The 15,333-nt window shown below is 53.6% G+C and carries 11 protein-coding genes; 8 read left to right on the top strand and 3 right to left on the bottom strand.

Annotated elements, in window-relative coordinates; all coding sequences use genetic code 11:
- Positions 1 to 7 precede the first annotated feature (7 nt).
- Positions 8 to 226, bottom strand: coding sequence for a helix-turn-helix domain-containing protein (locus RSAL33209_RS07095; protein ID WP_012245037.1), 219 nt, complete (start codon positions 224 to 226; stop codon positions 8 to 10).
- 192 nt (positions 227 to 418) lie between these two features.
- Here RSAL33209_RS07095 and RSAL33209_RS07090 point away from each other — a divergent pair, with 192 nt between their 5' ends.
- Genes RSAL33209_RS07090 through RSAL33209_RS07075 form a run of 4 tightly spaced genes read left to right on the top strand, consistent with a single transcriptional unit; the run spans position 419 to position 8,870 of the window.
- Entirely contained in the window at positions 419 to 1,063 is a 645-nt protein-coding gene (locus RSAL33209_RS07090; RefSeq protein WP_012245036.1) for a CpaB family protein, read from the top strand.
- Positions 1,060 to 2,487, top strand: coding sequence for a CpaE/TadZ family protein (locus RSAL33209_RS07085; RefSeq protein ID WP_012245035.1), 1,428 nt, complete (start codon positions 1,060 to 1,062; stop codon positions 2,485 to 2,487). Before RSAL33209_RS07090 ends, RSAL33209_RS07085 begins: the two co-directional genes overlap by 4 nt.
- Before the next feature lie 11 nt (positions 2,488 to 2,498).
- Positions 2,499 to 7,379, top strand: a complete 4,881-nt coding sequence (locus RSAL33209_RS07080; protein ID WP_012245034.1) for an NAD-glutamate dehydrogenase — start codon at positions 2,499 to 2,501, stop codon at positions 7,377 to 7,379.
- A 27-nt stretch (positions 7,380 to 7,406) separates the two neighbouring features.
- Positions 7,407 to 8,870: a sensor histidine kinase gene (locus RSAL33209_RS07075; protein WP_012245033.1), complete on the top strand. Its 1,464-nt coding sequence runs from the start codon at positions 7,407 to 7,409 to the stop codon at positions 8,868 to 8,870.
- Between the two features lie 46 nt (positions 8,871 to 8,916).
- Here RSAL33209_RS07075 and RSAL33209_RS17005 read toward each other — a convergent pair whose 3' ends face one another.
- Positions 8,917 to 9,165: a WhiB family transcriptional regulator gene (locus RSAL33209_RS17005; protein ID WP_041684568.1), complete on the bottom strand. Its 249-nt coding sequence runs from the start codon at positions 9,163 to 9,165 to the stop codon at positions 8,917 to 8,919.
- 379 nt (positions 9,166 to 9,544) lie between these two features.
- Between RSAL33209_RS17005 and RSAL33209_RS07065 the strand changes: the two genes are divergently transcribed.
- Entirely contained in the window at positions 9,545 to 9,874 is a 330-nt protein-coding gene (locus RSAL33209_RS07065; protein WP_145962052.1) for a hypothetical protein, read from the top strand.
- 715 nt (positions 9,875 to 10,589) lie between these two features.
- Here the strand turns inward: RSAL33209_RS07065 and RSAL33209_RS07055 are convergent.
- On the bottom strand, positions 10,590 to 11,045 hold the full coding sequence (locus tag RSAL33209_RS07055) for a hypothetical protein (protein WP_012245030.1): 456 nt from the start codon (positions 11,043 to 11,045) through the stop codon (positions 10,590 to 10,592).
- Positions 11,046 to 11,278: 233 nt separating this feature from the next.
- Between RSAL33209_RS07055 and glf the strand changes: the two genes are divergently transcribed.
- Genes glf through RSAL33209_RS07040 form a run of 3 tightly spaced genes read left to right on the top strand, consistent with a single transcriptional unit; the run spans position 11,279 to position 15,332 of the window.
- A complete protein-coding gene (glf, locus tag RSAL33209_RS07050; RefSeq protein ID WP_012245029.1) occupies positions 11,279 to 12,463 on the top strand; it encodes a UDP-galactopyranose mutase in 1,185 nt (394 codons plus the stop codon).
- Positions 12,460 to 14,463: a glycosyltransferase gene (locus RSAL33209_RS07045; protein ID WP_012245028.1), complete on the top strand. Its 2,004-nt coding sequence runs from the start codon at positions 12,460 to 12,462 to the stop codon at positions 14,461 to 14,463. Before glf ends, RSAL33209_RS07045 begins: the two co-directional genes overlap by 4 nt.
- Complete coding sequence (locus RSAL33209_RS07040; protein WP_012245027.1) at positions 14,460 to 15,332, top strand: ABC transporter permease; 873 nt, start codon at positions 14,460 to 14,462, stop codon at positions 15,330 to 15,332. The genes RSAL33209_RS07045 and RSAL33209_RS07040 overlap by 4 nt, the downstream gene beginning before the upstream one ends.
- The last annotated feature ends 1 nt before the right edge of the window (position 15,333 follow it).

Below are 15,333 nucleotides of genomic sequence, written 5' to 3'. Positions count from 1 at the left end.
ATTAGTCCTAGCTGGTTCCTTTGAGGCGATTTTCCGCGATGAGGCGTTCAGTCTCGGCGTAGCGATCTTGGATGTACTTTTCGAGCATTGTCTCTTCGACCCGCCATTGGCCTCGGCCACCAACCTGAATTGCTGGCAGTTCGCCGCTGCGGACCAAAGCATATGTTGCTGGTGAGGAGAGCTGTGACTGCTCAGAAACATCGGCAAGAGTCAGGAAGCGAGGCATAAATCGATTTTGTCACTTTTGATGCCATTTGGGTAACTTTGATCCGAGTTATCCACAGGTCAGCACCTGTCAGGCTGTTAGCCAAGGTTCGCAGTTTATTCTGTAGAGGATTCTTACGGTGAGGCGCGCGACGACGCGTGCCAGATTAGCCCAAGTGTCTCTTGCCCAGCAAGTATCGACCAAGGAGAAACAATGGCGTTTTACTCACCTGCTGCACCGCGGTTGAAGCGGCCCTCATGGCGGGATCCCCGGCTTCTTATTGGTATTCTCCTGGTTCTAGTCTCAGTAGCAGCGGTAGTGGTCTTGGTCGGCGGTGCGGACAAAACCGTCGATGTCTATGCCGCCAAAAGCGATATCGCAGTGGGTCACACTATTAATCAAGAGCTCTTGGAACGAGTGAAGGTTCGGTTGGACGAAGTTCAAGACCATTACTTTTTAGCCTCCGATATTTTTCCCGGAAATGCGGTTGCAGCGCGGCGAATCCCGCATGGTGACTTAGTCGCGAAGTCCAGCGTCGATCAGCCACAAGCGCTTGCTCGCAATCCGGTGGCACCGACCCTTGAAGAGAAGCTACCAATCGGTGCGAAGGTTGGTAGCAGAGTGGATGTTTGGGTTAGCTTGCCGGATGCGAAAACCGGCGGCTTTGTTGAGCCGAGGTTGCTCCTACCGGGAGTGGAAATATCTCAATTGGACTCCGAGTCAAATGGTCTCGGCAGTGCTAGGACGACGACAGTCTACGTACTAGCTGGCAAGCCGCAGCTGCCTCAAATCCTCGGTGCTTTGGCGAGCAAAGCAAAGGTTTCAGTTGTTTGGAATCCAGCAGGCTCCGGACGATGAATATATCCGTAGTAACAGTCGGCAACTCGATGGATGCGCTGGCTGGAGATCTCGAAGCATTACATGGCCCCGTGACAGTAGTCCGCCGCTGTGCAGACCTTGCAGAATTGATTGCGGCTTGTCAGAGCGGTCTCGCTCGAGCGGCAATTGTGGCGGAGAATGTAGCCGAGCTTAACGTGACTCTGGTGGATCGCTTGGCTACGGTAGGCGTCGTCATCGTTGCTTTGACGGATGATGCTGAGCAGGTAGATCGACTGCGCCGACTGGGCGTCTTGGTTGCTGCTGAGCAAAGTGAGGTGAGCGCGCTATCCGCACAGATAGTGCGGGCCGTATCTCAAGCAGGTCAGACGGTGGCTGCGGATCGCTACCATCACCTTGGATTTGCCGCCCCGGGCCAAAATGCGTCGATGACAGAGCCAGTTACCGGAGTTTCAACCCAAGAGCAGCTCGACGCCGGGCATCGCCTGATTGCCGTGTGGGGACCGGTTGGTTCGCCCGGCAGAACAACAATTGCCGTTAATCTGGCCGCCGAGTTAGCTTGCGCCGGAAAATCCGTGCTGTTGATCGACGCGGACAGTTACGGTGCCAGTATTGCAGCAACAATAGGGCTGTTGGATGAATCTGCCGCAATTGCTCAAGCTTACCGCCTGGCTGATCAAGGCAAACTAGACCAGGAGAGCCTTCGTCGAATTGCGCCAGAGTTAATGTTCCGCGGTGGGAAGTTCCGGGTACTCACCGGACTGACTCGAGCGGATCGCTGGCCTGAGTTGCGTTCCTCAACATTGTCCCGAGTGTTAGAAACTGCTCGGACCCTGTGCGATGTAGTGGTCGTGGACTGCGGGTTGTCCTTGGAAGCTGACGAAGAGCTTAGCTTTGACGCTCTTGCGCCTCGAAGGAACGCGGCTACCTTGACCGTAGTAGCGGCCGCTGATGAAGTTCTGGCTGTCGGCACTTCTGACAGCATTGGTATTCCACGATTGGTTCGGGCGCTGCAGGATCTCGACGCGGTTGCCCCGGGACAACAAGTCACTGTGGTCCTTAATAAAGTCCGAGCAAGTGCTGCAGGGCGTCACCCGGAACGCGCATTACAACAGGCTTGGGATCGGTTTGGACCGGAATGGCCGGTCGCGCACTATTTGCCTTGGGACCCGCAATCAATTGACAGGGCACTGCTCGCGGGGGAGGTGCTTCTGGAAGCTGCGCCAGAGTCGGAGTTACGTCGCCGCATTCAGAAAATCGTTGGTGCAGATGCACAGCGAAATAGGAAATACGCTGTGCCTTCAACCATAGCAACGTGGACTGATTCAGGCTACTGTCATTTTGAGACTGCAAGGAAGCGGCCTTTAAACTGCGACGGAGGCGTATTTCCATGTCGAACGGGTCCGAAGAGACCGTTGTGTCCAGCACCGGGACAACGAAGCTAACCGAAGAAACAATGGATAGTTTTATCGACGACTATTATCAGCAGATCGCCGAAGACGATCGAGCTAAGTACGAAGCAAGCACTTTGCGTAGCAGGGCACTCAAGCACTGGGAATTGGCAAAGAAGCGGCCCGCCGGAACTGCCAAAGTCGCCGTCGTCAATGAGGACGATGATGCCCGCCATTACAAAGAGTCGATCGTTTATATCGTGACGGACGATATGCCGTTCCTCGTTGACTCGGTTACCGCAGAAATTGTTCGGCAGAATGCGGCAATAACCCTCGTCGTACACCCAATGTTCGTGGTGTCTAGGGACAAAACCGATGACGAACTCGTCAGCGTCTCAAAAGTGCCCGCATATGTTGGCGTCTCCAGTGGAGACACTGCTGCGATGCCAGATATCTCAAACCTTATTTCCGATGGTGATCGGACTTCACATCTGGAGTCCTGGATCGCCATCGAAATCGGTCAACAAGATGCTGACTCCAGCCAGGAGCTCGTCGAAGGCTTGAACCGAGTACTTGCTGACGTTCGTGCTGCGGTGGACGACTGGCCAGCCATGCGCCAAAAAGCCATTGCTTGCTCTAGCCAACTGGCCAAAGTTACTGACGGCGATCAAGTGGCAGATCTACGCGAAGCAGAAGAGCTGCTCAGCTGGATGGACGCTGGAAATTTCACGTTCTTGGGTTACCGAGAGTACGACCTGATAACTGAACACGGTGAAGACGTACTGGGCAACAGAGCGGGCAGCGGTCTTGGCCTGCTCCGCGATGCAGAGGCGAATAAACAAGTCCAGCATTTGACCGCAGAAGGTCGTCGTAAGGCTCGTGAGAAGCGGGCCTTAGTCATCACCAAGGCCAATTCCCGCTCGACGGTGCACCGCACGGGTTATCTCGATTACATCGGCGTGAAGTCCTTTGACGCGCAGGGCAACGTCAACGGTGAGAAGCGATTCATTGGTCTATTCGCCTCGATTGTCTACACCGGATCGGTGCGCAAGATCCCGGTGGTCCGGGAAAAGGTCAATCAGGTCTTGCGGCACTTTGGTTTCCCGCCCGATTCGCACTCCGGTAAAGATCTCTTCGCTGTACTGGAGACTTATCCGCGTGACGAGCTTTTTCAGATTGATGTTGCCGATCTGATTGAGATTGCAGACGGGATTATGCGTCTGCAGGAACGCCGCCGCACTCGGTTGTTCCTTCGACCGGACATCTACGGGCGCTTCATGTCGGCGCTGGTTTTCATTCCGCGCGACCGCTACACGACGGCAGTTCGAAAACGGATTGAAGACGAGCTGACGCGCACTTTCGGCGCGGTCAGCATCGACTTTGAAGCACGAATGAGCGAGTCCGCGCTAGCGAGATTATTTTTCCGGATCCGCCTTCCCAAAGGTGCCAACGAAAGCCAAGTTACCGACGTCGATCCTGTCGCGGTGGAGGCCAGATTGGTCACTGCGGCACGGTCTTGGTCAGAGGGGCTGACCGAAGTTCTAGCGAAAGCCTTGCCTTTTGACCAAGCTCAGCCGATGGCCGTTCAGTGGGCTGAGGCATTTCCGGCCAGCTATCGGGTGGATTTCGAAGTTGAAGACGCGATTGAGGATATTCGTCGATTCGAAGAATACGACCAGGCTTATGTCACGGCGAAGAAGTCCGGAAAGACGCAGACCGGAACTGACTGCGAACCTGGGCTAACTGTTTATCTTCCCGAAGGTGCGGAAGACGAGCTTGAAGAAGACGCCCGCGTGAAATTGTATTTGGCGCACCCCAAGAGCCTCAGTCAAATTCTGCCGTTCTTTCATAATCTCGGACTCGAAGTACTCGACGAGCGACCTTTTGAAATTCAAACTGCGGACAAACGCGACTTTTTCCTTTACGATTTGGGCCTGAAGTATCCGGCCGGAATCGATCCGCTTGCTACCGGCGAGCTGCTCAAAGCGTCGTTTGGTGCTGCAATCACCGGGGCAAGCGAATCTGACGCTTTTGATCGTCTGGTGCTACGTGAGGGAATGCAGTGGCGCCAAGTGGTGATCCTGCGAAGCTACGCGAAGTACCTCCGGCAAATGGGTAATAGCAATTCCTACGGATTTGTTGCGGATACTTTGTTGGCAAATGCGGGCGTTGCCAAGGCCTTGGTCGAACTCTTCGAGACTAGCTTCGATCCTTCGGTCGCGGCAGAAGATCGCACGGTGCGCCTAGAGCAGGTGCGCGCTCTGTTGGCGGAACAGCTCGAAGAGGTACCGACGCTTGATGCGGACAGGGTGCTCCGGACGCTGGCTAATCTCATCGAAGCGACGTTGCGCACGAATCACTTCCAAGAGAAGCCTTACTTGAGCATCAAACTCAATCCGACTGCAATAGATGGGCTACCGTTCCCGCGGCCGCACTTCGAGATCTGGGTCTACTCCCCGCGGGTTGAAGGCGTCCATCTTCGATTCGGCAAGGTCGCTCGCGGTGGATTGCGTTGGTCGGATCGCCGCGAGGACTTCCGCACTGAAATCTTGGGCTTGGTTAAGGCCCAAACGGTGAAAAATGCTGTGATTGTGCCGACTGGCGCTAAGGGCGGTTTTTACGCCAAAGCACTGCCAGATCCAGCAGTCGATCGCGCTGCTTGGCTGGCTGAAGGAATCGAGAGCTACAAGACTTTTATCCGCGGTTTGCTGGATCTCACTGATAATTTAGTGGCTTCGGAAGAAGGCCAAATCGTGGTGCCGCCGGCTCGGGTGGTTCGGCACGACGACGAAGATTCCTACCTGGTGGTTGCAGCTGATAAGGGCACCGCAACCTTTTCCGATATTGCGAATTCGATTTCGGCGGAATACGGATTTTGGCTTGGCGATGCGTTTGCCTCCGGCGGTTCTGTTGGCTACGACCACAAAGTCATGGGAATTACAGCGCACGGTGCGTGGGAATCAGTCAAACGCCATTTCAGCGAGCTCGATGTCGATACTCAGAACGAAGACTTTACCGTGGTCGGCGTTGGCGACATGTCCGGAGATGTCTTTGGCAATGGCATGTTGCTTTCAGAACACATCAAGCTAGTCGCGGCATTCGACCACCGCGACATTTTCCTTGATCCAAATCCTGATCCAGCGGTTTCCTACGCTGAACGCCGCCGGATGTTCGAGTTACCCCGTTCCTCGTGGCAAGACTACGATGCCTCACTGATCAGCGAGGGCGGCGGAGTCTTCCCTCGGCAGGTCAAAATCATTCCGATTTCAGCGCAAGTCCGTGAAGCCTTGGGACTGCCCGAAGGTACCAAGACCATGAGTCCGCCGGATCTGTTACGTGCAATCCTGCTAGCGCCAGCGGATCTGCTTTACAACGGCGGTATCGGTACGTACGTCAAAGCCAGTACTGAGACACACGCGCAGGTTGGCGACAAGGCTAACGACTCGATTCGAGTTGATGGTCAAGACTTGCGCGTGAAGGTTGTTGGCGAGGGTGGAAACCTTGGCCTGACTCAACATGGTCGAATCGAAGCAGCCTTGCATGGCGTCATTCTAAATACTGATGCGATCGACAACTCAGCAGGCGTGGATACCTCTGACCATGAAGTCAATATCAAGATCTTCGTAGATCGTATGGTGGCTTCAGGCAAGCTGGATGCGGCAGAGCGTGCTGACTTCCTGGCCACGATGACCGATGAAATCGGTACCTTGGTCTTGGAAGACAACATCGATCAAAACGTGTTGCTTCTCAATGACCGAATGCGAGTCGTCGAATGGAGCCCAAGTTACGAAAGACTTATGGACTGGCTGGAAACCCATGCCGGTCTGGACCGAAACATTGAGGCACTGCCAAGTTCTGCCGAACTACGTCGTCGGCTCGAGGGTGGACAAGGACTGACCTCACCAGAGCTCTCAGTGCTTGCCGCTTACGCCAAAATTGAACTAGCTAAGGCTCTTGCTGAGAGTGATTTGGCTGAAGATCCCTGGTTCCGCACGACGCTGCGAAAGTACTTCCCGAAGCAACTGGCCGAACGGTTTGATGCGGAATTGGATTCACACCCGCTACGTAAGGAAATCATCGCCACCGTAGTGGCCAACGACATGATCAACGTTGGTGGTATTACGTTCGCGTTCCGCGCAATGGAGGAGACTAGCGCCGGCGAGGCAGTTGTGGCGCGTGCTTTCGTCGCACTGCGGGAGATTTATCGTCTGGATGACATCGTTTCGGCTTTGGTAACCTTGCCGCCGTCGTTCTCGACAGAGCACTGGTCTAATATGCACCTGGACATGCGCCGGATGCTGGACCGGGCAGTGCGTTGGCTGATTAACCACTCAGGGACTTCGCGTCCGATTGATGAGTTCGTCGCAAAGTATCAGCCTGTGGTCGGGACATTGAGCGCGCAGCTAAGCGAGCTGCTCGACGGCGTAGACCGCGAGCGCGTGCAGGCTTGGCATGAAAAGGCGATTTCCTGGGGCGTTCCGACTGAGCTGGGAAACCGTTGGGCTGAGATGTTTGAGAGCTTTGCGCTTCTGGACATTACTCGAATCAGCGATCAGATTCATGAACCGGTCGAAGAGATCGCACGAGTTTACTACGCGGTGTTTGCCCAGTTTGGCGTCGATAATCTTTTGGAACGCATCTCAACCTTGCCTAGGCTCGACCGCTGGCAGGCGCTAGCTAGAGCGGCGCTCCGCGACGATTTGTACTCAACGACGGCGGATATGACTATCGCGGTTATGCACGCGACGGTCCTCGGCGGCTCTGACTCGGACGGTAGCGAAGCGAGTTTGGACGCACATGCCAGAATTGAGGCGTGGGCAGCGAAAAATGCCGAACAGCTTGCCAGAGCGCGATCGATGTTTGAGGAAGTCAATCAGCTTGAAAAAGACGATATGGCTTCGTTGTCGGTAGCCTTGAGGTTGCTCCGTTCAATCGTACGGAGCTAGTTCTGCGGTCTGAGAGGCGGCTAGTCCGTGGCGATTTTTACTGATCCGATTCGGGAGCACGCCGATTTCGGTCCGGGCGACGCGGAGTGGCTGCACCTTTTGGTCGGTGATTGGCAGTTGATAGCTGATCTGGCTTTTGCTGATCTGGCGCTCTGGTTCCCGGATCCGGAGGGCGGGTATTTGGCCTTAGCTCATGTACGGCCGTCGACTACCCACACGGTTTTCCATAAGGATTTTGTGGGGGAGAAGCTGCGCGGAGATCTGGGACCGCTCGTCGAGCGTGCGTGGCGAAGTCATTCGATCGAACGAGCTGCTGAAGCGAGTTGGAACTCGGATATGGCGGTTCGTGTGGATGCGGTACCCATGGTGCGCAATGGCCGTACTTTGGCTGTTGTGACTTCACATGTAGACGTTTCGTCTTCTCGGTTGCCCTCCAGGCTGGAATTGACCTACCGGCAGAGCGCATATGATCTGTTGCGGATGGGCACCATGGGGCTGTGGCCCGATTTTGCTTCGCCGACTGGATCGCGTCGAGGTGCACCGCGAGTTGGCGATGGATTTATTCGGCTCGATGCCGATGGTGTTGTCCAGTACGCCAGCCCAAACGGTATTTCAGCCTTTCGCCGGTTGGGCGGTATCGAATCGCTTGAAGGCCGGTCCTTGGCCGAAGTTACTGCGGGTCTGATTCAAGAACGTCGTTTGGTCGATGAGACGTTACCGCTGGTGGTCACGGGTAGGATGCCTTGGCGAACCGAAGTTGAGTCTCGAGGCGTAAGCCTTTCGCTACGTGCAATTCCCTTGCGAGATCAAGAGCGTCGATTTGGCGCCGTTGTGCTATGCCGCGATGTTACTGAGCTGCGTCGCCGGGAATTGGAATTGGTCAGCAAAGATGCCACGATCCGAGAAATTCATCATCGGGTTAAGAACAATCTTCAAACGGTGGCAGCACTTTTGCGAATGCAATCGCGGCGGATGCATTCTGAAGAGGGCAAACACGGCTTGGAACAGGCAATGCGCCGAGTCGCCACTATTGCCCTGGTCCATGAAACCTTGTCGCAGGGTCTTACTCAGAATGTCGACTTTGATGAATTGATCGGACGGCATTTTCGCCTTGCGGCCGAGGTGGCCTCACCGTCACAGGGCGTCCATACCGAACGCGAAGGTGAATTTGGTGATTTGCCCAGCGACTTAGCTACCCCGCTTGCCTTGATCATCAACGAATTGGTGACCAACGCCGTTGAGCATGGTCTTGAAGACCGAGCTGGTACGGTGCGGTTGATTGCCGAGCGGTATATGGCGACCGACAGAAGTTCCGAAATGCTTCGGGTAACAATTGCCGACGACGGCGTTGGGCTTCCAGAGACGCCGCTAACTGAGGGCCTGGGCCTTCAAATTGTGCGTACTTTGGTCACCAGCGAATTAGGTGGTTCGATTCGCTGGACGCGGCGTACTGGGGGCGGAACTGCTGTCGAAATTGAGCTGCCCTTATAAATAAGGGCAGAGTGCAAGTTCTGCTAGAACTTGCACTCTGATGGTTCTAGCTTGCGCGACGTGCCCGAGCAGCCCGACGCTTGAGTGCGCGACGTTCGCCTTCGCCCATGCCGCCCCAGACGCCGGCATCTTGGCCACTTTCGATCGCCCATTGAAGGCAAGTGTCGACTACTTGGCAACGTCGACAGACACTTTTAGCTTCCTCGATTTGGAGGAGGGCCGGACCGGTATTTCCCACGGGGAAGAATAGTTCCGGATCCTTGTCCAGGCAGGCAGCGCGGCTACGCCAATCCATGCTTATCACTTGCTCCTTACAGGTATCGCAAACCGCTTGTGAAAAGATTCACGAGCAGTTACATAAGAAAAGGGGCTGCGTTTTGCTGTACTTCTGCTGTACATCATTCAAGGCAGGCCCCTGGGGTCACTCCAATAAGAGTTTCACGTTAACAGTGTGTAAACAAGGGGTGAAAGCCAACAACTTGCCAAGAAGCATGAGCGATACGTCACATTTGCTGACGTAGAACTCCTAGCCTGATGAATATCTCCGGTATGGTGCCAGTGTGTCAAGACCTATTGAAGCAAATGATGAAAACCCCGTCACACCGGTTGCTGTTCCAGCGCGCCCGTGGGGAGTTTGGGCTATTTCGATAGTCGTGGGCTTAGAGGCAATAGCCTTGGCGATTGCTGCAGTCAGTTATCTCATAGGGCTTTTTACCGTTCAGGTTGCAACCTTTGGCGGCGCGGTATTCCTTACCGTCATTCTGTTTTTACTCGCTGGCGCATTGGGCGCTTCTGCTATTCAGCACTTTCGCGGCTATCGATGGACAAGGGCTGCGACTTTCGTTTGGCAGTTGCTGATGCTAACCGTAGCGGTGCCCACGGTTCTAGGTGGTTATGTATGGGGTCTTGTCTTATTGCTGCCGCCTTTACTGGTGCTGGTGCTGTTGTTTTTTCCCAGCGTGGTGGCATTTACGCTGCGGGGTAATCGATCTGCTGTGCTCTGAAATCTTCGCGGGGAAGCCAAAGCTGAGACTCGGCTGAGAGTATTCGTATTGGGTGAATTGGCTCTATCTCTGGTGGGTCTAGACTCCAACAGAAATTCCGGGCGAATCGATCAAATGTCTGGGCTGTGACTAGATCTGGGATGAACTGCTTGACTTGCCTATCTTTCAACATCGATCCTCTGAGTTCGCTTAGTGTGACTCTGATTATTGATGTCTTGCGTTCCCGGGCTTGATCCTGGTCTTCGTGTCCTAGCACCAGACACAGCCCCTGCTGTCTGGTCATTGAAATTGATAGTAAAATTTGATTGGTCTCGCAGACCGTTAACCTTTGAGAAAATCGAAGGTCAGTCTTGGGTAAAAATCTTGCGGATAGCGGCAACCAACTGACTGGACCAGTGACTACCGCTTCGATTTCCTGCCAGGCAGTTTGCATCAACTGGCTGAGCAGGAAGTTAGAAACCGGCCTGAAGGGCCCAACAACCTGAATTGTTTGGGATTTCCTTAGCTGCAGAACTAGCCGATGCCTTTTTCCCTGGGAGAGGGCCATCGGACTCCTAGATAGCAAACGAACTCGTCGTTCTGTTGTTCTCGGGGTTTGATTTGGTGGTTTATCGCAGCTAGGTGAAGGTGTGCCGCTGTCAGATTCTTGGCTTCAACTGTTACGGGCTGATCTAATAACACCAAGCCGATTGTGCATCGATTGACGATGAACGTGTCATTGATGCGCAGCTGAACCGGCTTGCTTGCCCTCCGAAAAAGCGTCACTGCTCTTTTGGATACTTGAAGATCTATATATCTGGTCAGCTGAAGCAGACGTTGGCTTCGAGGAGCTAAGGTCACCAAGGCGGAGATTTCCCATCCGTAGCGGATAGAGGGTGCCAGCGTTATTCCCGTGTAGCACTGCGATTGCGAGTTGAAGCCCCTCAGTATTTCTGGGAGGCGGCGAGGTGCTGGAAATGATTGTTGCACCATTGACTAGCGGAGCAATCCCTACCGTATGGTGCGCAAGCGGGTTGCCATTAAGCCAGAGTGGAGCGGACCCAAAGCGCTGCGAAAGTGCCGCGCCGAGCTGGCTGGAGTCCGTTCCCGCGGCAACATCAATACTCAATTCGCTCAGCTGAAGGATTGAGCCAGCGCGAGGAAAAGCGATCAGTGTGATTTCGAGCCTCATCTAAAATCCTCTGGTTGCATTGGTGGACAACTGTTCGATCACTTTTGACGCTACGGTGAATTTGCAGCCGCCCAGCATCGAAATTGCCGGATGTGGACAACTCTTCGAGGAACCCAAGTTGTGGAGGAGCGACTGCGGCAGCGCCAAATACATGCTTCGGCGTCGTCTTCGGGTAATCTTGAGGGGATTGTACGGACGTTGCGACGACCGAAAACTTTGAGCCAGGAGAATGAGTGAACGCTGATCTAGTTGTTGTGGGTTCGGGCTTTTTTGGCCTGACAATCGCCGAAAGAGCCGCCACTGAGCTTGGCTTGAAGGTTGTGGTGCTTGATCGACGGCACCACCTCGGTGGTAATGCCTACAGTGAAAATGAAGCGCAGACTGGGATCGAGGTTCACCGATACGGTGCGCACCTGTTCCACACCTCCAACGAAAAAGTTTGGGAATACGTGAGTCGCTTCACGAAGTTCACCAACTATCAGCACAAGGTCTATACCAGCCACAATGGTGAGGTTTTTCAAATGCCGATTAACCTTGGCACGATTAATCAGTTTTTCCGCGCGTCCATGGGGCCAGCTGAGGCGCGGGCCCTGATCCAAGAACAAGCTGGCGAGCTCGCTGGCACGGATCCGCAGAATCTCAACGACAAAGGCATCCAGCTCATTGGACGCCCGCTCTATGAAGCCTTTATCAAGCACTACACAGGTAAGCAATGGCAAACCGATCCGAAGGATCTGCCTGCTGAAATCATTTCGCGCCTGCCCGTGCGCTACAACTATGACAATCGATACTTCAATGACAAGTACGAAGGCCTACCAGTCGATGGCTATACAGCCTGGATTGAACGGATGGCAGATCATCCGAACATCACGGTTCAACTCAACACCGATTTTTTCGACGACGGAGAGTTCGGACGTTCTTCGGTGCTGGGTCAGGCTCCGGTAATTTATACCGGCCCGGTCGACAAATACTTTGATTATGCAGAAGGCGATTTGTCCTGGCGCACCATCGACCTCGAAGAAGAGGTGCTCCCGATGGAAGACTTCCAAGGGTGCGCTGTGATGAACTACCCTGACGAAGACGTCAAATACACTCGAATTCACGAGTTCAGGCATTTTCATCCCGAACGGGACTACACAAAAGATGCCACGGTAATCATGCGCGAATTCTCTCGGTTCGCAGAGAAAGGCGATGAGCCTTATTACCCCGTGAACACGTCCGAGGATCGCCGGAAATTGCTGGCTTACCGCGACCTGGCTAAAGGCGAGCAATCTGTGCTGTTCGGCGGGCGCCTGGGCACGTACAAGTATCTCGATATGCACATGGCAATTGGCTCTGCATTGAACATGTACGAAAACAAAATCAAACCGCACTTCAGCGGTGGCAGCAAACTTGAAAGTGGGGGAGTCGACGCATGAGCGTTGTGACTGAAGAGGCCAATAAGGAACTTGTTGCCAAGGGATTCTTGACGCTCCAGCGAGTAATCTTGCCGGAGCAAACGCAAATTGATACGGTGCAGCTTTACATTGACTCAAGCGTTGCCACCTCGGCGCAGCTGAGTACCATGAACGGTTCTAAACAGTCCGATCGCGTTGTCTCAGCTGCGCCCACTTCGGTTGTACACGTAGAAGATTTCATCTCTAGAACTTCGACCAAAGTGCGGCCCGGGGGCCGGCTTTCCTTCGGTACCTACTTCAACGCTTTTCCAGTGAGCTATTGGCGTCGATGGACGTCGGTTGATTCCATCCGACTTAGCGTCCAGACTTCCGGGCCAGGTTCCGTGATGGTTTATAAATCGAATTCCCGCGGTTCCTTGCAACGTGTTGCGTCTGCCCGTGTGAGCGATGATCGAGTGTCGACGTTTGATTTGTCGTTGGCTCCTTTCGGAGACGGCGGTTGGTATTGGTTTGATTTGGTCGCTGGGTCTGAATCGCTGATTCTGCATGAGGCACAATGGCAGACCGAAAGCGACCGAAAAATCGAGGGCACGGTAACCCTTGAGATCACCACGCTGAACAAGACGGACTTTTGCTTGAACAATCTGCGGATTCTGGGTGGGAGCCAGGCGGCTCTTGAACACGTTTCTGAAGTGATCATCGTTGATCAAGGAACGCAGAAAGTCGCACAAGCTCCTGGATTCGAAGAAGCCGCCGCCGGAGTTGGCAGCAAATTGCGCATCATCAATCAAGACAACTTGGGTGGCTCTGGTGGCTTTTCTCGAGGTATGCTAGAGGCTGTAGACAATGGCAGCGACTACGTTTTGCTTCTTGACGATGATGTAATGGTGGAACCGGAGAGTATTAACCGGCTACTTACCTTTGCGGAATTGTGCAAAAAACCGACCATCGTCGGTGGACACATGTTTGACCTGTATAACCGGACGGTTTTGCATACTTTCGGCGAAGTCGTCAACCCATATCGAATCCAGCCTGACATGCCTTCTGAAGATGCAGAGCTGGGCCATGATTTTGCGCTTTCGAATCTGCGGCAGACTCCATGGTTGCATCGGCGCACAGACGTCGATTACAACGGTTGGTGGATGTGTATGATTCCAACCGCTGTCATTAAGGAAATCGGTCTAGCGCTGCCCATTTTTATTAAATGGGACGACGCCGAATATGGCCTCCGAGCAAAGCAACATGGCTACGCGACAGTGTCGTTACCCGGTGCAGCGGTGTGGCACGTCTCTTGGATTGATAAAGATGATCTGGTTGGCTGGCAGGCCTATTTCCACACCAGAAATAGACTGATTACCGCGCTACTACATAGTCCCTATGAACTGGGCGGCAGAGTCATCCGCGAATCGCTCCAGCTTGATATCAAGCACATGGTATCGATGCAGTATTACACGGCAAAGGGCCGAGTAATGGCTTTACGTGATCTAGTGGCGGGCCCGGATCACCTCCGTGGACTACTCGCGACGAAATTGCCAGAAATTCGCTCGATGACAGGTGAGTTCTCGGATTCGCAGTTTAAACCGGAAGTGGATGCTTTTCCCTCACCTAAGATGGATCGACCGCCTCGAAAAGGTCAAGGATTCAAATCGCCAAGTTATCTGCAGCTATTGCCTTGGACTATGCGAACAATTGCTAGACAATTGCTCGAGCCGGTAAAGCCCAGAAGCAAGGAGCGTCCGCAGGCCCTAGTCCCGCACCAGGATAATAAATGGTGGCGGATGTCTCAATATGACAGTGCTTTGGTTTCAAATGCAGATGGAACGGCTGTCTCTTGGTATCAGCGTGATCCTCGGCAGCTTCGAAAACTGTTGGGTGAGGCCGTTACTTTGCATGCTCAAATTTTCAAAGAGTGGAATCAGCTCCGGCAAAGTTACCAGAACAGCGCGGCTGAACTTACCTCCCTCGAATCTTGGCGCGCAATTTTCAAGGAACATTCGGAGCCCGAGGTACGAGACTCTTGAGCGCGGCTGAACTTGTTCAACCTGGCAAAGGACGGGGGCTTCGAGACTTACAATCGTCGGGCTTCCTACTGAAGCTGCTAGTTCAGAAGGAGCTTAAGGTCAGATACCGTGGATCGGTTCTTGGCCTTCTCTGGTCCTACTTCAAGCCGGCCGTTCAGTTTGCGGTCTTCTACGTCGCATTAGGCGTGTTTTTGGGTTTGGAGAAGAGCTCAAGAAATCCAACAGGCCTTCCTAATTATGCTATCTATTTGTTTTCCGGCATTATTCTCATAAATTTCTTTTCTGAAGCATTGGGAAATGCTGCACGCTCAATCGTGGCCAACGGTAATTTGATCAAAAAGATCTATCTACCTAGAGAGTTATTTCCTGCGGCTTCACTGTGGGTATCGGCAGTCCATTTTTTCCCACAACTTGTGATCCTATTAGGTGCATGTTTTGCCGTTGGATGGCGACCGAACGCCTTGCAAATCCTTTCAGCGGTTGCGGGGTTCGTCATTGTTGCCATGTTGGCTTTAGGGCTCGGCTTGCTCTTTGGTGCAGCGAATGTCTACTTCCGAGATGCTGAAAATTTTGTAGATATGCTTCTTATGATCGCGACCTGGGCATCCCCGGTGATGTATGCCTGGACAATGGTGCGTGAGAAGGCGGGCGAAACCTTCTATTTCTTCTATCAGATGAATCCCATGACAATCGGTGTTGAATCTTTTCACTACGCCTTTTGGCTTCCGACCACTGATGGAAGCAGCCTTATGCCAGATAATTTTCTCTCTCTCTGGGTGCCAATCGGGCTAGGGATATCCTTCATCCTAGTTCTCGTTGGTCAGTTCACCTTCGGTCGGCTGGAAGGCCGTTTTGCACAGGAACTCTGAT

The sequence above is a fragment of the Renibacterium salmoninarum ATCC 33209 genome, assembly GCF_000018885.1.
In the GTDB taxonomy this organism is placed as follows: domain Bacteria; phylum Actinomycetota; class Actinomycetes; order Actinomycetales; family Micrococcaceae; genus Renibacterium; species Renibacterium salmoninarum.
This window is presented reverse-complemented; position numbering and strand designations above follow the sequence as displayed.

Excerpts from the sequence above, each read along its gene's own strand:
- RSAL33209_RS17005 (WP_041684568.1), bottom strand. The coding sequence starts at position 9,165 with ATGGATTGGCGTAGCCGCGCTGCCTGCCTGGACAAGGATCCGGAACTA.
- RSAL33209_RS07085 (WP_012245035.1), top strand. The coding sequence starts at position 1,060 with ATGAATATATCCGTAGTAACAGTCGGCAACTCGATGGATGCGCTGGCT.
- RSAL33209_RS07045 (WP_012245028.1), top strand. The coding sequence starts at position 12,460 with ATGAGCGTTGTGACTGAAGAGGCCAATAAGGAACTTGTTGCCAAGGGA.
- RSAL33209_RS07080 (WP_012245034.1), top strand. The coding sequence starts at position 2,499 with ATGGATAGTTTTATCGACGACTATTATCAGCAGATCGCCGAAGACGAT.
- RSAL33209_RS07055 (WP_012245030.1), bottom strand. The coding sequence starts at position 11,045 with ATGAGGCTCGAAATCACACTGATCGCTTTTCCTCGCGCTGGCTCAATC.
- RSAL33209_RS07095 (WP_012245037.1), bottom strand. The coding sequence starts at position 226 with ATGCCTCGCTTCCTGACTCTTGCCGATGTTTCTGAGCAGTCACAGCTC.
- RSAL33209_RS07090 (WP_012245036.1), top strand. The coding sequence starts at position 419 with ATGGCGTTTTACTCACCTGCTGCACCGCGGTTGAAGCGGCCCTCATGG.